The sequence below is a fragment of the Nocardia carnea genome, assembly GCF_029868855.1.
GTDB lineage: Bacteria > Actinomycetota > Actinomycetes > Mycobacteriales > Mycobacteriaceae > Nocardia > Nocardia carnea_A.
In genome coordinates this window covers 1-19,387 of sequence record NZ_JARWOV010000313.1, presented here as the reverse complement: position 1 = coordinate 19,387, position 19,387 = coordinate 1, and the positions used below count along the sequence as shown (strand labels likewise).

The following is a 19,387-nucleotide window of genomic DNA, read 5'->3' as shown; positions in this document are numbered from 1 at the left end:
GGGGCTCGAAAGGAAATACCATGCCACGCAGTACTTTGCAGTACACGGAGCTTCCCACACGTGCGGTGCAGGCGCTGGGCGATCTCTTCCCCCCCGAGGAAGAAGTTGCGGCGCGGGTCGCCGAGTTCGCCGATCTCGTGCCGCGTGAACCCGACGCAGACGGGGCAACCGAGGTCCTCGACGGGGTCACCTTCACCCACCACTTCACCGAGGTGGACGGGGACATGGAGGTGGTGCGTTTCCATTGGGCCGAGTGCGGCGAGGGCGAGCCGATCGTGTTCCTGCACGGGATCCCGGACTCGTGGTACCAGTGGCACCACCAGATGGCGTCCCTGTCGGGTTCGCACCGGTGCATCGGCATCGACCTCAAGGGGTACGGGCAGTCGGAGAAAGCGCCGGGTGATTACCGGCACGAAGCCGCGGCCGAACAACTCGTGCAGGCTCTCGACGCCATGGGTGTCGACCGGTTCAACCTGGTGACCCATGACCGCGGCACGGTACAAGGCGACTACATCGCTGCGAACCATTCCGATCGAGTGCTTCGTTACGGGCGGGGAGAACAGCACCTTCATCATTTCCACCCCGAACTCGCTCCGCAGGGACCCATGTTCGCGGAGGCCCCGCGTACCGGTCTCATGGACGACCCGAGGCGTTTTGTGGTGTCGCTGTACGCATGGGTGGGCAAGATCAGGATTCCGGATGCCGAAATGCGCCGGGTCATCCAGGAGTTCTCGTACGAGGACTGTCACCGGGCCACGCCGCGCTACTTCAACTCCGCGACGTTCCGGCAGGAGTGGATCGATCGGCGTACGCGGCTTCTACCGGCATGGACGTGCCCGGTGATGATCATGCAGGGATATGACAGCAAGACACAGCCACGGGAGTTCTACGAGGCCGCTCGGGAGTACATCCCCAATGCGAAGAACGTCTCCGTGCGTTACTTCGACGCCGGTCACTTCTGGTCTCTGGAAACCCCCGGCGAGGTCACGGACGCGATCCGAGAACTCCTGCTCGAGGAAGTGCCATGACGAGTATTCCCTGTGAGAACGCAACTCCGGCCATTCGTGAACGGGTGACCGAGCTGATTGCTTCGGCCTCATTCGAGGTGATCCCGTTGAAGGGGACGGACGCGAAGGTCAGGGCCGCAGCACCCGGCACCACGGTGACGATCACCTGCTCGCCCCGGTTCGGGCTGGATCGAACCCTGGAGCAGACAGCGGCAGCCGTCGCGCACGGCTATCGCGTGGTCCCGCACCTGGCGGCACGCATGGTCGAAAATGCCGGTGCGTTGCGGCGCTTCATCGACCGGATCACCGACCTCGGTGTGGACGAACTGTTCGTCATCGGCGGCGACGCGGCCGAGCCACTGGGCCGGTTCGACTCGGCCGGGCAGGTGCTGGACGCGCTGGCGGATTTCGACCACAACCTACGACGCATCGGGGTCGGCTGTTATCCCGAAGGGCATCCCGAAATCTCGGACGCGGCGTTGCTGAAAGGTCTGCTGGACAAGCAGCTCCACGCCGACTACATGGTCAGCCAGCTGTGTTTCGACGGCGCCGCGCTCCTCCACTGGATAGACGAAGTACGAGCCGAGGGCTTGCGGTTGCCGCTGCGGGTGGGACTGGCCGCGCCGATAAAGACCGCGCGGCTGGCGGAGCTGTCCCTGAAAATCGGTGTAGGCCAGTCGATCCGGTACCTGACCAAACAGCACGGCATGGTCGGTGGCCTGTTGCTGGGCCGTACGTTCGCCCCTGAGACGATTCTGCTGGACATGGGCGAGCGGCTGGCCGCCGGCGATCTGGGCATCGAAGGGGTGCATATGTTCACCTTCAACCAGGTCGATGTGACCGCGGCCTGGCAGCGTCGGATCGTCGCAGGAGCGAGGCAATGACGGCGCAGCTCATCGACGGTCGCAAGATCGCTGCCCGGCTGTGTGAGGACGTCGCAGCGGAGTTGCACGCGGCGGTGACGGACGGCGTGCCGGTGGCGCTGGCGACGATATCAGCTGGTGCCGATTCGGCGTCGCAGGCGTATCTGCGGCGGATCGACCGCACGGCGGCGGTGCTCGGAGTGTCCCGGCAGCACAAGACCTTGGCCGGGTCCGCCACGGCGGCCGACGTGGCGGCCGCGGTACGAGAACTGAATCAGGATCCGGCGGTGTCGGGGATCCTCGTGCTACGGCCGTTGCCACGGGGAGTCGACGAAGCGACGGTGTTCGCTGCACTGGACCCCCGCAAGGATGTCGAAGCGGTGCATCCGGAAAACGCTGGAATGCTCGCGCTGGGCGCACCACGTTACGTCCCGTCCACCGCGGCCGCCGTGTTCCATGTGCTGGACTCGTGGCTGGACGCGACGGGCCAGGACCCGGCCCGGTTCTACCGGCGGGCGCGGATCGTGGTGGTGGGCCGGTCGAACAACGTCGGCAAACCGGCGGTCTCGCTGGCCTTCGCCAAGCAGGCCGCGGTGACATCGGTGGACGAGTGGGCCAGCGTGGACAATCAGCTCGGGGCGTACACCCGGCGCGCCGACGTGCTCATCGTCGCCGCCGGTGTGCCGGAGCTGATCCGCGCGGAGCATGTCCGCGCCGGGGCCGTGGTGATCGACGTGGGTATCAATTTCATCGAGAGCACACCGAGGATCGTCGGTGATGTGGCGCTCGACGAGATCGTCGACAGGGCCCGCGCGGTGACGCCGGTGCCGGGCGGCGTCGGGCCGGTCACCGACATCTGGCTGATGCGGAACACGGTGCTCGCGGCCCGCAACCTCCGGCTCGCCGCGGAGCGCGAAAGTCGGGCGTCATGACCACGGCAGGGATCGGAAAGGACGAGGACGCCGCCGCGGGCAGCGGCCTGGTCCTCGCGTTCTACTGCCCGGATACGCCCGGCGTCGTGCTCGCGGTAGCGCGGTTTCTGCACGAGCATGGATGCACGATCATCGAGAGCCAGCAATTCCGCGATCCGCGTCAGGCGCGGTTCTTCATGCGGGTGCACTTCGAGCGCTCCGACGGTGGGACCCTCGACCTGCACCGGGTGAGGCGGGACTTCGCGGCGGTGGGAACGCCGCTGCGGATGACATGGCGGCTGACCGGAGCCGGAGTCCCGCAACGAGCCCTGATCATGGTCAGTACATACGGGCACTGCCTCAACGACCTGCTGTATCGGGCGTCCACCGGCGCGTTGAACATCGTCGTACCGGCCGTGGTGTCCAACCATCCTGACCTCGCGGTGATGGCCGACAACTTCGAGGTGCCTTTCCATCACATTCCGGTCTCTCCCTCGGTGCGGGCCGAGGCGGAGCGCCGGCTGCTGGACCTGATCCACGACCTGAAGATCGACCTGGTCGTCCTGGCCCGGTACATGCAGATCCTCTCGGCGGACCTCTGCCGCGAGCTCGCCGGCCGCGCGATCAACATCCATCATTCGATACTGCCCAGTTTCAAAGGTGCCCGCCCCTACCACCAGGCCTACGAACGCGGTGTCAAGTTGGTCGGGGCCACCGCGCACTACGTCACCGCCGACCTGGACGAGGGACCGATCATCGAACAGGAAATGGCGCGGGTCGACCACTCGATGTCCGCGGCGCAGGTCACCGCACTCGGCCGGGACAACGAATGTCTCGCGTTGTCCCGGGCCGTCGGCTGGCACGCGGAGAACCGGATTCTGCTCGACGACGCCCGGACGGTCGTGTTCCGGTGAGCGCACCGGTACGCCGTCTCGGGACCGCGATGAACCCGTTCGCGCCGGGTGCCTCCGGCCGGTGTCTGGTGATGGGCATCCTCAACGTCACGCCCGACTCGTTCTCCGACGGCAGCCGCTATCTGCGCACCGAGCAAGCGGTACGGCACGGACTGCGGATGGTCTCCCACGGTGCCGACATCGTCGACGTCGGCGGCGAATCCACCCGCCCCGGGGCGGCGAGAGTGCCTGTCGAAGAGGAACTCACGCGGGTTCTCCCGGTGGTGCGCGAGCTTGCCCACGCAGGAGTCTCGGTCAGTATCGACACCATGCGGTCGGCGGTGGCCGAAGCCGCGGCCGACGCCGGTGCGGTGATCGTCAACGACGTCAGCGGCGGGCTTGCCGACCCGGCGATGGCCCCGGCCGTCGCCGGGCTCGGCATACCGTACGTCGCCATGCACTGGCGGGCGCACAGCGGTGAAATGCACCTGCACACCCACTACCGCGACGTCGTCGGCGACGTGGTGACCGAACTGCGTACCCGGCTCGACCATCTCGTCGCCGCCGGGATCGAGCCGGAACATATCGTGGTCGACCCGGGGCTCGGTTTCGCCAAGACCGCCGAACAGAGCTGGCAGCTGCTCCGCAGCTTCGATGCGCTCCAGGCACTGGGCCGTCCGGTACTGGTGGGTGCGTCCCGCAAGTCCTTCCTCGCGCGTTCGATCCCTGATACAGCGAAGCGCGACACGGCGACCGCGGCGGTCACCGCGATCGCGGCGGCCCGCGGCGCGTTCGCCGTCCGCGTGCACGACGTCGCCACCTCGGCGGTCGCCGTCCGGATCGCCGCGACAATGCAGGGCTCGGGTCTGTCGTCGGCCGTCGAGCGCTGAGCGGAGTTCAGCGGAGGATCGGACTCGGTGGACTTCGGCCGGACGGTGACCTGGTTGCCCACCCCTTTCTCATCTTTCCCTTGTCGACCGCGGCGCAGAGCGCCGCCGGCCGAGCCCGGCGACCGCTGGCACAGGCCGAGGAGGTATCCGTGCGGACGCACGATATTTCGGCGCGCTTCGACGATCTGCGCGCGGGATCCGCCGTGGCGTTCCCGGGGTTCGCGTATGACCTCGTCGCGCAGCATCCGTCGGAAGTCGAGCCGGTACTGGCGGAACTGGAACGCGCCGTGGCTCGCGGCTGGTGGGCCTTCGGGTTCGTCTCCTACGAGGCCGCCGCGGGCTTCGCGTTGCCGGTGGCGGATCCGGTCCCGGGTTTACCGCTCGCGTGGTTCGGCATCTCCACGGCACCTGTGCGGGTGCCGCTGGTGTCAACCGAACCTGCGGAGCAGCGGGGGAGCTATCGCGTGGCCTGGCGTCCGGTGTGGACGCCGGAGGTTCATCGCGAACGTGTCGAGGCCGTGCGCGAGTGGATTGCGGCCGGAGAGACCTACCAGACCAACTTGACCACCCGGCTGGAGACGAGCTTCGTGGGCGATCCCGCAGCGTTGTACGCCGATCTCGCACTCGCGCAGCGCGGCGCCTACAACGCCTTCCTCGACCTCGGCCGGTTCGTCGTCGCCGGCGCCAGCCCGGAGCTGTTTTTCGACCTTCGCAACAACGAGCTGCTGATGCGCCCGATGAAGGGCACTGCACCGCGGGGTGCCACGCCGGCCGCCGATGCCGAGAACGTCCGGCGCCTGTGTGCGAGCGAGAAGGAGCGTGCGGAGAACATCATGATCGTCGATCTGGTACGCAACGACGTCTCCCGAATCGCCGAGACCGGTAGCGTCCGTGTCACCTCGCTGTGTGTACCCGAACAGTACGAGACCCTGCACACACTTACCTCGGACGTGCGCGCGCGCCTGCATCCCGGCACCACGATCCTGGAGGTGTTCCGCGCCCTGTTCCCATGTGGCTCGGTCACGGGCGCGCCGAAAGAACGCACCATGGAGTTGATCACCGCGCTGGAGGACGGGCCGCGCGGTGTGTACTGCGGCGCGGTCGGCGTTGTCGCGCCAGGTGGCCGCGCGCGCTTCAATGTCGCGATCCGCACGGTGCTCGTAGACCGCGATAGCGGTATCGCGGTCTACGGCAGCGGCGGTGGGATCACCTGGGGCTCGCGCCCGGCGCCGGAATACGCAGAGCTACAAGTCAAGGCCGCGGTGCTCGGCTCCACCTGCGGCGCCCGATAACGCCGGGCTGTCGGCGAAGAGGGCATCGGCATTTGCGGTGGTGAGTGCTCGCCAGTCGTCGTGTTCGTCGGCCAGGACCGTGTCGAGGGTGTGCAGCAGATGGATCGCGTGCTCGCGTGGCGTCCAGGCGTAGTCACTGCCGTAGAGCAGCCGGTCCGGTGCCGCGATGCTGTTCAGCGCCGCCATTTGGGTTTTCGACGGTGTACCGGCGAGCTCGTAGTAGAACCGGCCGAGCAGCTCGGCGACGGTGGTCCGGTCGGCGGAGGCGCCGTCGATCATGCGGAACAGTTCGATGCGTTCGGCGAGCAAGGGCAGCACGCCACCGAGGTGCGGGACGATCAGGCGGATGTGGGGAAAACGCTCCGCCGCCCCGCCGAGGACGAAGTCGACCACGGTGCGAGCCGTCTCGAACAAGAACTCGATCATCGGCTGCGGCCGGCCCGAGGACAGTGCTTCATGGCCTAGGCAGGTCGTCGGATGCAGCAACACCACCGCGGCCCGGCGGTCGAGTTCGGCCAGAACCGGCTCGAACCGGCGGTCGCCCAACCGGACTCCGGAGTGATTGGACAGCAGCGCGACGCCATGGGCGCCGAGTTCGTCGAAACAGTACGCCAGTTCCGCCAGCGAACCGTCCACATCGGGCAGTGGTAGCGAAGCGAACTGTCCGAACCGATCCGGGTGATTGCGCACCACGCCCGCGCAGAACTCGTTGATCTCCCGGGCAAGTGACCGCGCCGCGCCGTCGTCACCGAAGTGGAGACCCGGCGAGGACAGCGACAGCATGGAACGCGTGATCCCCGCCTCGTCCATCAGGTCGAGATGCGCTTCAGCGGTCCACTGTGGCCAGAAGTCCTCCGGCATACCGTCCGGCTCGACGCGGCCGGCGGCCTTCGCCGACTCGATGTAGTCACGTGTGGTGAAATGCGCGTGCACGTCCACCAGACCGTTCCCTGTTTTCATTCGAACCCTTTCGTGCGGCGCAGTGTCGCCGAGGGCATCACGCCGTAGATTTCTCGGTATCGCGCGGCGAACCGGCCGGTATGCGCGAACCCCCACCGCATCGCCACCTCGGTGACGGTCGTGCCGTCCCCAGGGTCGGCTGCGACGAGATCGCGGTGCGCTTTCGTCATCCGCGTCTGATGCAGGAAGGCCTGCGGTGTGACGTTCAGGGTTTTGCGGAAGCCCAGTTCGAGTGCACGCACGGTGACATTCGCGCACCGTGCCAGGTCCGCAACGGAGTAGATCGCCGAGGTCTCGGCGGTCATCAATTCGACGGCGAGTGTGACACTCGACGGCCGGCAGGGTCGTGTGGCCCGGATGAGTTCGCCACTGTGGGTGTGCTCGAGGCTCAAGAGCACTGTGTTCACCATCTGCTCCGACATCCGGTCGATGATGCGGCGCGGGACTGCCCCCGAGGTGTGGAAGCGCTCGAATACGTCGACGAGTAACCGCGCCGCGCCGTAGACGGCGATCCCGGCGTCGAAGGAAACGACCGGGGTGGTGAAGCGCAGGGGCCGGTCGTCGGTCTGTGGTGCGAGCATTCGTAACGTGGATCGCAACGACTCGGTGTCGATCCGCAGCGTCAACAACTCACACCCCGGGCTCAAGGTCAAATGCAGCTGCTCACCGGGGCCGATCAGCGCCATCGAGCGACCCGCGGACACGACGCACCGCTGTCCGCGGTGCGTCGTCACGAGATGGCCGGCGACCGGTATCCCGATTGCGAGGTAGCGGTGGTGGCCTGGGCGGTTGATGGCCACTTCCGAGCCGTAGCTCATGTCACCGACGGCGGCGCGGCCTGCGTCGGCGAATCGGCCTTGCGCGTCGAAATCGTCGTGATTGCGCCGCACCGAAAGCCGATGTGCGGAAAGGAACGGTGCGCACGCCATCGCGGCGGCCTCCGGACTGCCGGTCCGATAGCGTTCGTAGGCATGCAGGAAGGTCGGGTGGACCAGCGTCTGCGGGTCTCGGGCCCCAGGTGACACGGCAGTTTCGGCTACCATTCCGCCTCCAGCGTCGTTGCGTATGCGGATTCGACCATCAGTGAATAAATCACCATGATGAATATGGTTGATCCTGGACGTCCGCCCGGCTGCTGTCAAGGCCCTCCGCATATTCCTGATGTCCGGTCGCGACGGGTCTCGGATTGGTTCGATGACCCGCGAGCATCTCCAGGCGGTTCTGCGCCGCATCTCCGGCACCGACGTGACGCTGACCGAGGTCCATGCGGTTTCCAGCTTCACCGACCGCGCGATGCAGGTGACCGCGTATCGCCGGGGTCGCGTGCTGCTCGCCGGCGACGCCGCGCATATCCACTCTCCCCTCGGTGGCCGCGGGCTCAACCTCGGCCTCGGCGATGCCGTGAATCTGGGCTGGAAGCTCGCCGCCACCGTGCACAGGCACGCGCGTGACGGCCTGCTCGATACCTACACCAGCGAACGTCATCCGGTCGGCGCCGCGGTGCTCGACTGGTCGCGCGCCCAGGTGGCGACCATGAAACCGGGCCCCAACGCCCCCGCGCTACAGCAGCTGGTCCACGATCTGATGCGCACCTCCGATGGCACAACGCTCGCGTACCGGACGACTTCGGGCATGTTCGACCGCTACGACCTCGGCAGCGAGCACCCCCTCGTCGGCAGGACCGCCCCGGATTTCCGCTTCGTGGTCGGAATCCGCCTGGGCGAGCTGATGCGCCGGGGCATGGGCGTTACGCTCGACTTCAGCGGGGACCGCGCGCTGGAGGCCACGGCCGAGGGGCGGGCGGGCCGGATCCGGTACGTCGCCGGCGAGGTGCGCAACGACCTCGAACTCCGCGCCCTGCTCATTCGTCCCGACGGCATCGTGGCCTGGGTCGATCAGGGCCCCGCCGACCGGGACGAGTTCGCGCGGGTGGCCACCTACTGGTTCGGCCGGCCGGAGGAGTGAGCGCGGCACCGACCTGCTGGCGGCTGTCGGAGTAACCGTCACTGCTGCCAGGCCGAAGGCGGCGTGTTGATGTGACTTCGATCAGCGCGGCCTCAGTCTCCGGCGTCTGCCCGCGAATCCCGGATCTCGGGGCGCCGAACCCGCCCTTCGGAAAGACGCTCCAGCGCAACGGAGTCGACCACAACCGTGCCCGTGAGCGTTACCACCTCCCGCTCCTCGATCGTAACGGTGTACGCGACTGTCGCCGATCCTCGGTGCGTGGAACCGACATGGCCTTCACATCTGAGGCGCGAGCCCAACGGTGTGGGAGCGGTGAATCGGGACGTCAGAGATCGGAGCTCGTCGAGCGAGCACCACGATGTCACCCACCGACAGCGGCGGTCCAGGGCAGCCCCGGAAGCACGGTGTACGCCGCAGGCAATGCCGCACTGCGATCATTCGCACGCACGTGGACCACCGACCTGAAAGAGCGGCGCATCTGCGTCAATGTCCTCAGCCCCGGCGCGATTCGCACCCCCTCGTTCGAGACGTTGCCTCCGCACTTCAAATCCCAGGCCCTGGCTCGGCACCGAAGCCGACGTCGCTACCACAGCACTGTTCCTCGCATCGGCGGACTCCAGCTACATCACCGGCGCCGAACTGCCCGTCGACGGCGGCCTCACTCAGGTGTGAGGCGACAGGTTCACCGGGTACAGACCGAGCGGACTCGCTACTGCCGGTTGTCGGCGAACAGCAGAGTGCAGTGATTGTGCGGCCTGAGTGACCGCTGAGGTCACGATCGTTTTGTCCGTCGGCACCCGAGTGCCCGCAGGGTCTCGAGGGTGAATCTCGGAGGCGCGACCGTTTCGAGTCGGTGTCACTCACCGGCTTCGGCGGGTGATCGCGGCGATGAGGCGGCGTTCCGGGGTCATGATCGTGCGTAACGCGGGGTCGGTGATCAGGACGGTCGGCATGACCCGCAGCGGCGAATCCGGTTGCCAGGACGGCAATGCGTTCCGCAGTTCGGTCCAGGCGTCGTCGGGACGTCCGAACTCGACGAGTTCGCGGGCGGCGGCGCAGGCGTGGCCGAAGGGCCCGGGGTCGGGGACCGGATCGCCGGCAAGAGTCGCGGCGAAGGCGTCCCATGCCCGGTCGTCCTGCTCGTCGTCACCGGCCGGCCGGCCGGGTCGTGCGGCGAGGCGGGGGACGAACGAGGTGAGCCACCGCGCCCAGGCGGCGGAGGGACGGACCTGGTCGGGCCGGGTCAGGGCCAGGTACATCGGGACGAGGTCGCCGCGGAGGTGATCGTCGTCGATGGCCGCCATCACGTGGTCGTTGTCGAGTACGCCGTCCCGCAGGGTCGCTTCGTACCAGTCGCCGGGGAACGCGAACAGCCGGACCTGCGCATCGAGATAGGCCGCGACCGCCGAACCGGCGTCCATCGCGCGGTTCAGGGTTTCGTGCGCTGCTGCCACATCACCGGCCAGTGCCAGGCGACGCCCCTCGGCGAGGAAGATGCCGGCGCCCTCCGGGTGGGCGGGGCGGCCCCGGCGGGCGCGGATCCGCTCGAGGGTTGTTCGTTGATCGGCCAGCATGGCGGCAAAACTGTCGTGACGTACGGCGTCGGCGCCGTGCGCGGGATGCCAAGTGTAGGCGGCCCACTCGTCGTCGCGGACGTCGGCGGGGTCGAGGAACCAGTAGTCGCCGTCGTCGTTCGCGCCGATCTGCAACGCCCGCGCCTGCGGACCGGAGTCCGCGACGAACATGCCCCAGAGGTCGAGCAGATCGGCATTCGTCTCCCGCATCCAGTCCAGCTCGGCCAGCGACCACACCCGCCCGCCGAACGCTCCGGCCTCGAGCAGGCCGTCGGTGACCTGGTAGAACGACCTCAGCGACGGGGGCAGCCGCTGCCCCAGCCGGGCCTCGGCCCGCTCGATTGCCCTGATGCCGGCCGGCGGCCGGCCGAGCCCGGTGGGTGGCGGCCCGGCGACTTCGAGGTCTTCCTCGCTCGCCGTACGGAACCATTGTTCGCTGTAGCCGGTGATCCAATCCTGCCATCGCGGCGGAGCCGCCGGTGCCGCTCCGGCTGCGCCCTCGGCGGGACGGGGTGGCACCGGTGTGGTCGCTGTCTCCTGCCGCACCAGGAATCCGTGTAGCGTGACGGCGGTTTCGCCGGGGCGCTGGTACCAGCCGAGGAACGTCGGTGGCGGTTCGGGCTTTTCCCCCGCGATGAACCGCAGTCCGCTCAGTTGCAGGTGTGGTGACCCGGCATTGCCGAGGATCCGCAGCCAGTACCGGTCGCAGGTGTGCGGCCGGGCGACAGTGAACGTCCGCGACGTGCGCCGCCCGCCGAATCGTTCTCCGTGGCGTTCGTCGAGCACGATCCAGCGACCGTTGTGGAAGCCGAGCAGTTCCCAGTCGCCGGGATCCCGGTCCGGGGCGTCGTCGGCCGAGTCCAGCTCGTAACGGACAACTGTGCGATTCGTGGTCAGCCGCAGTACCAGGTCCGCCCGGGGGACCGGCGCGAACCATTTGGTCGACAGGGAGCCGTCGAGGAGGTTGCCGGCCACCTCGCCGGCCTCGGAGTGCTCCGCCGTGGCCTGGATGTCGGCCACCTTCGCGGTATTGCGGTCCTCAAAGGGTGGCGCGAATACGACGTGACCGCCCTCCCCGCCGACCGACCGCCACGACAGCCGGACGGGATGCCCCTCCCCGGTGTCCAGTAGCAGTCGCAGCGGATTCTGCGGGTGCTGGGCCAACGGTTGCTCGGTGTCGCCCTCGAAGACCCGGTAGACAGCAGGGTCCGCGAGCTCACCCACCTTTTCCGGCGCCGGCTCGCCGCGAAGCTCCCAGATCTCGCCGTCCGGTGATCGGTAGCTCCCCACGAGCTCCGGCAACGTCAAGGAAGTCTCGGCGCCGTCCTCGGCGCGCCAGCCGACTTCTGTCAGGAGGCCGGTGACGCCGCCCCGCTCGATCCGGACCGAGAGCCGCCCGGCGCGAGTCCAGCCGTGCCGGGCGTCGAACGGACGCCGGAACAGCCTGCAGTGCAGAATGTCTGATCCCATGGTCTTCGGTCTTTCCTCCGCCGTTCGGCGCCGGCCCGCGCGCGACGGTGAGCCGCACCAGCACGAACGCGAAGATCCCGGCACCCAGCACGCCGAGCACCGTCAGCAGCGGGCCGAGTTCGCCCGGCGCCCGCACCTGCCCGCCGGTGGGCTGACCGTCACCGGCGGCCCGGCGACTTCTTCCTCGGGCAGCAGCGTAGTCAGCGCCGCCACCGGGTGCACCGTGCCCCGGGCCGAGTCCCGGCAGCGCCGCGGCGGAGTGGTCGGCGGTGGCTTCCAGCCGGTGCTCGACCTGCGCCGCGGTCAGCGCCGGGCGATACGCCGCACGAGGCTCAGCCGCGGCGAGGGTGGCGCCCGGGACGGTGGTGGCGGCCGACAGGTTGACGACCTGGCCACCGGAATCGACCGCCCGGCGGCGACAGTTCGTGCGGGCTCGCGGGCGCGGTCGACTCACGCGTCCGGCCGGGCGGCAATCCCGTCGAGGACGATGCCGAGATGCCGTTCGAACCGCTGGTCGCCGTCGTCCTGGAAATGCCCGGCTTCCTTCACCAGTGGCGCGCCTTCGCCGAGCCAGGCGTCACGCTCGGTGGCCGAGTAGCGCGTCGGATCGGTCGCGGCGGACTGGCGCCGCTCCTGCTCCTCGATGACGAAGCCGACGACGAACGCGGTGACCACGTCGAGGGCGTCGTCGGCGGCGCCGGGCTTCCAGCCCGCTGCGGCCCAGCGTTCGAACAACGGCTCCTTCATGCGGACCACGTTCGGGTCGGTGATCCGGGTGCCGCTGAAGACGCGGGCTCCGTCGCGATGGAGCAAGTACTCCGAGCGCAGGACGCGGGCGTAGGCGGTGAGATCGTCGCGCCAGCCGTCGCCGGGTGGGACCGCGGCGAAGGCGCTGCTCACGCGGCGCATGACCTCGGTGGCCATCTCGTCGAGCAGCTCCTGCTTGTCGCGCACATGCCAGTAGAGGGCGGGGGCGCGGACGTCGAGCCGGGAGGCGAGGGCGCGCACAGTGACGGCGTCCATGCCCTGATCGTCGAGGAGCTCGAGTGCCGCCGTGATGATCCGTTCCCGGGTGATGCCCTTGGTCATATTGACAATTTAACACTGTTAAGGGACGCTGACCATAGCGTTGAACTTAGTTAAGGAGAATCCGATGCGTGCTGCGGTTGTCACCACCCCCGATACATCACCTGTCTGTAGCGACTTCCCCGAGCCGACGGTCCCGCCCGGTCACGAGCCGCTACACCTCGTCGGCGCCGGCCTGCACCACATCGTTCGCGGGCTGACCACCGGGCGGCACTACGGCCACGGGCAGATGACGTATCCGCTGGTGCCGGGCATCGACGCGGTCGCTCGCACCGGCGACGGACGCCTGGTCTACACCGGATACGCGCGTCCGCCCTTCGGGACGATGGCCGAGCGGCTGATCGCGCCCTTCCAGGCGGAGGTCCCGGCGGGGGCAGATCCACTCGCGATCGCCGCGGGCATGAACCCCGGTCTCTCGGGCTGGATGGTCCTCACCGCGCGGCGCAAGGAAATGGGGACGTTGGGCACCGTGCTGGTACTGGGCGCCACGGGAATGTCGGGCAGCCTCGCAGTGCAGGGGGCATTGGCGCTCGGGGCCGAGCGGGTCATCGCCGCCGGGCGCGATCCGGAGACGCTGGAGCGGCTGCGCGGTGCGGGAGCGACGACCGTGTCGCTGGCCCACGACGGGCCCGACGGCATGGAGAAGGCCCTGGCCGATGCGGTGGGCGAGACGTCGCCCGGTCTCGTACTGGATTACCTGTGGGGGCCCGTCGCCGAGGTCACCTTCGCCGTGCTGGGCCGCAGCGGCGAGGACGCCGAGGCGGACACGGCCTACGTGCAGATCGGCTCGCTCGCGGGCGTGGCGGCCTCGCTGCCCGCGGACCTGCTGCGCAGCAGGCGGATCCGGATCACGGGAAGCGGTGTCGGATCGCGGTCCGCCGAGGAGATGCTCGCCGAGGCGCCCGAGGTCATGGCCCGCTTCGCCGACGGGTCCCTGCAGCTGCCCTACACCGTGTTCCCGCTGAGCCGGGTCGGCGAGGCGTGGGCACACACCGGCCGCAGCCGCGCCGTCATCGTGCCGGATTGAGCCGCCGATCCCTCAGAACGTGATCGGAGAGAGGAAAGCCATGCAGAAGAGGGCACTGGTGGTGGGGCTCGGGATCGCGGGGATGTCCGCGGCCATCGGGCTGCGCCGGGCGGGCTGGACGCCGGTGATCGTCGAACGAGCAGCCGACCGCCGGACGGGGGGCTATTTCATCTTCATGTTCCCGGAGGGTGTGCAGGCCGCGGCCGACCTGGGGATTGCCGAGCACCTGCACACCCGCAACCCGGAATGGCGACCGGGCGGGAACTCGTGGTCGGTGGATCGCCGGGGCAGGCGGAAGCCGGCGCTGGGATTGCTGGACGCGCCCAGCGGGCTGGCAGCGGTGCTGCGCGGCGACATCGAGGCCGCGTTGTGGCAGGGCATCACCGGCCACGGGACCGAGGCCGCGGTCGAGGTGCGGTTCGCGACCACACCGGTCGACATCACCGAGACCGCCGGCGGGGTGCGAGTCCTGCTCGAGAACGCCGGCACCGGCGAGCGGTACCTCGAGGACTTCGATCTCGTGGTCGGCGCGGACGGGATGCGCTCGAGCGTGCGCCGGATGGTGTTCGGTCCGGACGAGGACTATCTGGCGAACTGGAAGGCGATGATCTGTGCGTTCCAGATGGCGGAGCAAGTGCCCTCCTTCGAGGCGAGCGACAGCGTCATGGTCACGCGCCCCAAGCGCGCGATGTGGGTGTTCGGACTCGCCGACCACGCGCCCTGCGCATGGCTGACCTACCGCACCGAGGACATTCCGGACCGGTTCGCCGCACCGTCGATCGAGCAGGTGCGCGCGGCTTTCTCCGGGATGGACGACGACCCCGTGGTGCGCCACGTCCTGGACTCCCTGGACCGGGCCCCCGACCACGTGTTCGACTCGATCCACCAGGTGAAGATGCCCCGGTGGAGCACGGGGCGGGTTGTGCTGGTGGGGGACGCGGCCTGGTGCATGAACACCTACTCGGCCATGGGCTCCTCGTCCGCGCTGCGCGGCGGCGCCGCACTGGGCGCGGCCCTGCGGGAACACCCCGGCGACCTCGCCGCCGCGCTGGATGCCTGGGAGACCGGCCTGCGTCCCTACATCACCCGCCAGCGGCGCTCGGCACGGATCAAGCAACAGCGGTTCGTCCCGTCGAGTCGCCCGGTCCAGGTGCTGGTTTCCGGCGTTCTCGAGCTGGTCCGCAGGGTCGTCCATCGCCAGCTGGCAGCGGAGTACACCGCGGCGGCGGCCGCCGTCCCGTCCGGCGCGACGCGGTGACGGCCATGCGGAAGAGGGCGTTGGTGGTCGGGCTCGGGATCGCCGGGATGTCCGCGGCCATCGGACTGCGGCGGGCCGGTTGGACGCCGGTGATCGTCGAACGGGCGCCCGAGCGGCGTACCGGGGGCTATTTCGTCGGGCTGTTCCCGCAGGGCCGGCAGGCCGCGGTCGAGCTGGGCATCGCCGACGATCTGCACACCCGCAACCCACAACGGGCCGCCGGTACGCATTCGTGGTCGGTGGATCGCCGGGGCAGGCGCAGACCGGCCCTGGGATTCCTGGATCAGCCCGGGGAGCCGGCAGCGGTGCTGCGCGGGGACATCGAAGCCGCGCTGTGGCAGAACATCACCGGCGTCGAGGTGCGGTTCGGGACCACTCCGGTCGCGATCACCGAGGGCTCTGCCGAGGTGCAGGTCCTGCTCGAGACGGCCGACACCGGAGCGCGGTACCGGGAGAGCTTCGACCTGGTCGTCGGCGCGGACGGGATGCGCTCGAGCGTGCGCCGCATCGTGTTCGGCCCGGACGAGGACTATTTGACCGCGTGGAACGCGATGATCTGCGCCTTTCAACTGAAGGAGCAGGTGCCGTCGTACGAGGCGAGTGACAGCATCATCATGACGCGCGCGAAGCGGGCGGTGTGGGTGTTCGGGTTCGCCGACCACGCACCCACCGCGCTGCTGACCTACCGGACGACAGACATCCAGGAGCAGTTCAGCGGGTCACGGGTTCAGCGGCTGCGCTCGGTCTTCTCCGGAATGGACGATCCCGTGGTGCGGCACGTCCTGGACTCCCTGGAGGAGGCTCCCGACCACCTGTTCGACTCGGTGCACCAGGTGCGGATGCCGCGGTGGAGCAGGGGACGGGTCGTGCTGGCGGGGGATGCGGCGTGGTGCATGAACCTCTACTCGGGCATGGGCGCCACATCCGCGCTGCGTGGCGGCGCCGCATTGAGCGCGGCCCTGCGGGAACACCCCGGCGACCTCGCCGCCGCGCTGGACACCTGGGAGACCGACCTGCGTTCGTTCATCACCAAGCACCAGCGCATCGCGCGGCTCAAGCAGCAGATGTTCGTCCCGTCCAGCCGCCGGGCCGAGGTGCTGCGGTCGGTCCTCCTCGGTCTGGTCCGCAGAATCCGCGGCCGTCGGCCGGCGACGGGGGCGGACGGTCCGCGGACACGCGCGCTGTCCGGCACGTCGCGGTGAGAACGATATCCGCGGCGAGGAGGACACAGAGCTGATCGCCCACTAGCCCGCCATGATCGGAGGTTCGAAGGCGGCCCAGTTGTGCAACTCATAGGTCTGCCCCGTTCTGCGCACCTCGGCGGCACCCCGGCCGGGGAAATGCGCCGGCACGACCAACGCACCGGTATCGGCGGCCCGGCCGAGTAACCGGGAACGCGTTGCGCGCGCTTCGGCCTGGTCTTCACAGAAGCAGCTGTTGGCCGCCGGCTCGGCCACCTGGACCGGGCTGTGCAGGAGGTCTCCGACGAAGAACGCCCGGTCCGTGCCGGAACTCAGCTCGAGAACCGACGATCCGGGCGTGTGCCCGGGCGCCGCCGTCAACGTCAGGTTCCCGTCGACGGTGTACCTGTCCTCCCACAACGTCGCGAGCCCCTGCTCGAGGATCGGTGCGACGCTGTCGGCGAAGACGAGGTGGCTGCCTCGGCGACGCAGGCGGTCGGCGTCGGTGTACACCGGGGGACGGCGGTGTTCGTTCTCGGGATCGAAGTAGTCGCGGTCGGTGCGGGGAATGAGGTAACGAGCGTTGGGGAACGTCGGTGCCCACTCCTCGTTGTCCAGCCGGGTGTTCCAGCCGACGTGGTCGTAGTGGACGTGGGTGTTCACCACCAGGTCGACGTCCTCGGGCTCGACTCCGGCGCGGCGGAGATTATCCAGAAACGGGGTCTCGAGGTGGTCGAATTGCGGAATCTGTGGACGTTCCCGGTCGTTGCCCGCGCCGGTGTCGACGACGATCGTGCGTCCTTCGCTGCGCAACACCCAACTCTGGATCGCGCAGTAATACGCGTCGTCGTCCGGGTTGCGGAACTCCGGGGCCAGTGCCGCGCGGCCTTCCGGGGTGCTGTCGGGGACGAAAGCGCTCACCGTCTTGATCGACCCGCTCCACTCCACCACCCGGGTCACCGTCACGTCTCCCAACTGGATCGTGTCGCCGCTCATACGCCGACCACCGCCAGCGGGCGAATCGGCGCTCCGGTGGCGCCCACCACGTTGAGCGGTGCGCCGATGAAGAGGAATTCCGCGGTGCCGGCGGACGCCAGCGTCTCGGACAGGGTTTCCAAAGCCATCACCTCGATCAGATTGATGCCGTGTTCGTGCAGGAGTAGCCGGTGAACCGGCAGCGGAGCGGGTTCGGGGCCGGGTGGGCGATGTTCGAGGGCGATGGTGTCGGCGCCGACGGCGGCGACACCATGTCCGGCAAGCCATTCCGCGGCGCCCAGATCGATGCCGGGTACACCGGAATCGTCGCCGACGTAGGACCGCGAATCGTGCCAAAGCTGCGCCCACCCCGTCCGGATCAGTGCTACGTCGCCGGGTTTCGGCTCGGGTCCGGTCGCGAGATCCGCCACCCCCACGGCCGTGCCCGCCTCCAGACGCCTGACTTTCCGGCTGCGTGGCACGTCGTACAGCACTCCACGGCAGACGAGGGGACGCACCTGGTCGATGCCGTGAGTGCGATAGCGGCCCGCGTGCATCGCTGCCGCGACCGGAACTCCGCCGTGGAGCTTGCCGTCCACCGCGACGTGGCTGACCGCGTCCAGGTGGGTGCCGACGTGTCCGCCCAGCACCATGATTTCGTGCGAACCGGTGAATCCGTCCGGATAGGAGAAGTCACCGTGCCGGTGGCGCAGCGCGAACTCGAAGGGCGGGTGGGTGGGCGATGCGGGCATACCGACCTCGAACGGTTGCGCGAGATCGACGACCGTGACGCCGTCAGCCAGCATATCGAGCGGTGTCATGATCGTCAGCTTTCCTCATCCTCTTGGGAACCACCTGGTGAAGGGTGGTCACGTCGGCCCACGTCCGCGGAGAGTCGCCACTGCCACCAGCACGAACAGGACGACGTAACCGGTCGAGAACCCGAGCCCCGAATGTCCGGCCGGCCCACGTCTGCCGCCGGAAATTCCGGGGGACACCCACGGTGCGGGGACGGCGCAATGCGTGCTCCGCGAGCAGGCCACACCAAGGGAAGCATCGCTTCGTCGAAGATCGCCTGTCCGCTGCGGTCGAACGGCGCCGTGTCCGGATCGGCTCCGTATCCCCTCGGAGCAGGACCGGGCACCGGCCGGACACGGCACCGCTCCGGCGCAGCACAGCCGTGACGGACATCGCCGCCCACCCGTCGAGATTTCCAGCGGCAGGCCGTCGAGTGCGGCCGACATCGTTTCCTGCGTACGCGGCAGGTGCAGACCGAGCTCCGGCCGGGAGCGCCGAAGCCGGACGACGACGTCACGCATGGCGTAGGCGTTCGTCGAGCGCAGTCATTGTGTCCTCCGAGCATCTGAGAAGAGCGAGTATGCGATCCGGCGAGATACGATGGCTTGATTTGGGTGGATTCGTGCAACAGGAAGTTCGGTTCGATGATTTCCGTGCATCCGGTACTCGACGAGAAGGAGCTGCGGCTACTCCACGGTCTCCAGGTCGCTCCCCGGATATCGTGGGCCGAGGCCGCACGCATCCTGGGCACGACCGCGGCCGGCGAAGCCGCCAGGTGGGCCGAGCTGCGGGAGCGCGGACTCGCGTGGATCACGGCCCACCCGGGCGGCAGCTATCGGCGGGTCACGCTCGCCTTGGTCGAGGTGGACTGTTTACCCGGCGCCCGGCGGGCCGTCGTCGACGCCGCGTGCGCGGATCCGCGGGCCGTCACCGTCGAAGAGTCGACGCGCGGACGGGATATCCTCCTCACCGTCATCACCGAGGATCTCGCCGCGCTCACCCGGTACGTGCTCGACGATCTCGAGACGCTTCCCGGCGTGGCCAGCCAGCGGACCTTCGTCGCAACGGCGGTGCACCGGCACGGCAGTCACTGGCGTCTGGATGCGCTCAGCCGAGCGGAGGAATCCGCTTTCCAGGCGGCGGCGCGCGCACCGGCTCGGGGGGCCGGCGGCCCCCCCCCGGGGGGGGGGGGGCGGGTTGTGGGGGGCGCCCCCCCCCGCCGCCCCCCCCCCGCGGG

The 19,387-nt window shown here is 68.9% G+C and carries 17 protein-coding genes and 1 pseudogene; 12 read left to right on the top strand and 6 right to left on the bottom strand.

The genetic code is table 11. From position 1 onward, the window contains the following. The first annotated feature begins 20 nt into the window (after positions 1–20). The 6 genes from QH195_RS32340 (at position 21) to pabB (ending at position 5,856) form a co-directional block, all read left to right on the top strand. Positions 21–1,028 carry an alpha/beta fold hydrolase gene (locus QH195_RS32340; protein WP_280438185.1) on the top strand — a complete coding sequence of 336 codons (1,008 nt, stop codon included), beginning with the start codon at positions 21–23 and terminating at the stop codon, positions 1,026–1,028. Further along, the gene (locus QH195_RS32335; protein WP_280438184.1) at positions 1,025–1,891 is read left to right on the top strand and encodes a methylenetetrahydrofolate reductase; all 867 of its coding nucleotides are present in this window, start codon (positions 1,025–1,027) and stop codon (positions 1,889–1,891) included. Before QH195_RS32340 ends, QH195_RS32335 begins: the two co-directional genes overlap by 4 nt. After that, entirely contained in the window at positions 1,888–2,802 is a 915-nt protein-coding gene (locus QH195_RS32330) for a bifunctional 5,10-methylenetetrahydrofolate dehydrogenase/5,10-methenyltetrahydrofolate cyclohydrolase (protein ID WP_280438183.1), read from the top strand. The genes QH195_RS32335 and QH195_RS32330 overlap by 4 nt, the downstream gene beginning before the upstream one ends. Further along, complete coding sequence (gene purU, locus QH195_RS32325; RefSeq protein WP_280438182.1) at positions 2,799–3,695, top strand: formyltetrahydrofolate deformylase; 897 nt, start codon at positions 2,799–2,801, stop codon at positions 3,693–3,695. The genes QH195_RS32330 and purU overlap by 4 nt, the downstream gene beginning before the upstream one ends. Then, a complete protein-coding gene (folP, locus tag QH195_RS32320; protein ID WP_348536816.1) occupies positions 3,692–4,564 on the top strand; it encodes a dihydropteroate synthase in 873 nt (290 codons plus the stop codon). The genes purU and folP overlap by 4 nt, the downstream gene beginning before the upstream one ends. A gap of 149 nt (positions 4,565–4,713) precedes the next feature. Next, the gene (gene pabB / locus QH195_RS32315; protein WP_280438181.1) at positions 4,714–5,856 is read left to right on the top strand and encodes an aminodeoxychorismate synthase component I; all 1,143 of its coding nucleotides are present in this window, start codon (positions 4,714–4,716) and stop codon (positions 5,854–5,856) included. On the opposite strand, the gene QH195_RS32310 is transcribed toward pabB, so the two are convergent. Further along, entirely contained in the window at positions 5,809–6,816 is a 1,008-nt protein-coding gene (locus QH195_RS32310) for an amidohydrolase family protein (protein WP_280438180.1), read from the bottom strand. The genes pabB and QH195_RS32310 overlap by 48 nt on opposite strands. Then, a complete protein-coding gene (locus QH195_RS32305; RefSeq protein WP_280438179.1) occupies positions 6,813–7,859 on the bottom strand; it encodes an AraC family transcriptional regulator in 1,047 nt (348 codons plus the stop codon). Before QH195_RS32305 ends, QH195_RS32310 begins: the two co-directional genes overlap by 4 nt. Before the next feature lie 151 nt (positions 7,860–8,010). Here QH195_RS32305 and QH195_RS32300 point away from each other — a divergent pair, with 151 nt between their 5' ends. Both QH195_RS32300 and QH195_RS35335 read left to right on the top strand, forming a co-directional pair. After that, on the top strand, positions 8,011–8,781 hold the full coding sequence (locus QH195_RS32300; RefSeq protein WP_348536815.1) for an FAD-dependent monooxygenase: 771 nt from the start codon (positions 8,011–8,013) through the stop codon (positions 8,779–8,781). A gap of 269 nt (positions 8,782–9,050) precedes the next feature. Then, positions 9,051–9,453: pseudogene (locus QH195_RS35335) on the top strand (SDR family NAD(P)-dependent oxidoreductase). Positions 9,454–9,641: 188 nt separating this feature from the next. Here the strand turns inward: QH195_RS35335 and QH195_RS32290 are convergent. Both QH195_RS32290 and QH195_RS32285 read right to left on the bottom strand, forming a co-directional pair. Then, positions 9,642–11,825: an SMI1/KNR4 family protein gene (locus tag QH195_RS32290; RefSeq protein WP_280438177.1), complete on the bottom strand. Its 2,184-nt coding sequence runs from the start codon at positions 11,823–11,825 to the stop codon at positions 9,642–9,644. A 450-nt stretch (positions 11,826–12,275) separates the two neighbouring features. Beyond that, positions 12,276–12,914 carry a TetR/AcrR family transcriptional regulator C-terminal domain-containing protein gene (locus tag QH195_RS32285; RefSeq protein WP_280402509.1) on the bottom strand — a complete coding sequence of 213 codons (639 nt, stop codon included), beginning with the start codon at positions 12,912–12,914 and terminating at the stop codon, positions 12,276–12,278. Positions 12,915–12,978: 64 nt separating this feature from the next. On the opposite strand from QH195_RS32285, the gene QH195_RS32280 reads away from it, so the two are divergent. Genes QH195_RS32280 through QH195_RS32270 form a run of 3 tightly spaced genes read left to right on the top strand, consistent with a single transcriptional unit; the run spans position 12,979 to position 16,398 of the window. Continuing rightward, positions 12,979–13,938: a zinc-binding alcohol dehydrogenase family protein gene (locus QH195_RS32280; RefSeq protein WP_280438176.1), complete on the top strand. Its 960-nt coding sequence runs from the start codon at positions 12,979–12,981 to the stop codon at positions 13,936–13,938. A 40-nt stretch (positions 13,939–13,978) separates the two neighbouring features. Then, entirely contained in the window at positions 13,979–15,196 is a 1,218-nt protein-coding gene (locus QH195_RS32275; RefSeq protein ID WP_280438175.1) for an FAD-dependent monooxygenase, read from the top strand. 5 nt (positions 15,197–15,201) lie between these two features. Continuing rightward, positions 15,202–16,398, top strand: coding sequence for an FAD-dependent monooxygenase (locus QH195_RS32270; protein ID WP_280438174.1), 1,197 nt, complete (start codon positions 15,202–15,204; stop codon positions 16,396–16,398). A gap of 42 nt (positions 16,399–16,440) precedes the next feature. On the opposite strand, the gene QH195_RS32265 is transcribed toward QH195_RS32270, so the two are convergent. Beyond that, complete coding sequence (locus tag QH195_RS32265; RefSeq protein WP_280438173.1) at positions 16,441–17,373, bottom strand: MBL fold metallo-hydrolase; 933 nt, start codon at positions 17,371–17,373, stop codon at positions 16,441–16,443. Next, complete coding sequence (locus tag QH195_RS32260; RefSeq protein WP_280438172.1) at positions 17,370–18,173, bottom strand: cyclase family protein; 804 nt, start codon at positions 18,171–18,173, stop codon at positions 17,370–17,372. The genes QH195_RS32265 and QH195_RS32260 overlap by 4 nt, the downstream gene beginning before the upstream one ends. A gap of 621 nt (positions 18,174–18,794) precedes the next feature. Here QH195_RS32260 and QH195_RS32250 point away from each other — a divergent pair. Further along, a partial coding sequence (locus QH195_RS32250; protein ID WP_280438171.1) for an Lrp/AsnC family transcriptional regulator occupies positions 18,795–19,387 on the top strand: 593 nt, incomplete at its 3' end.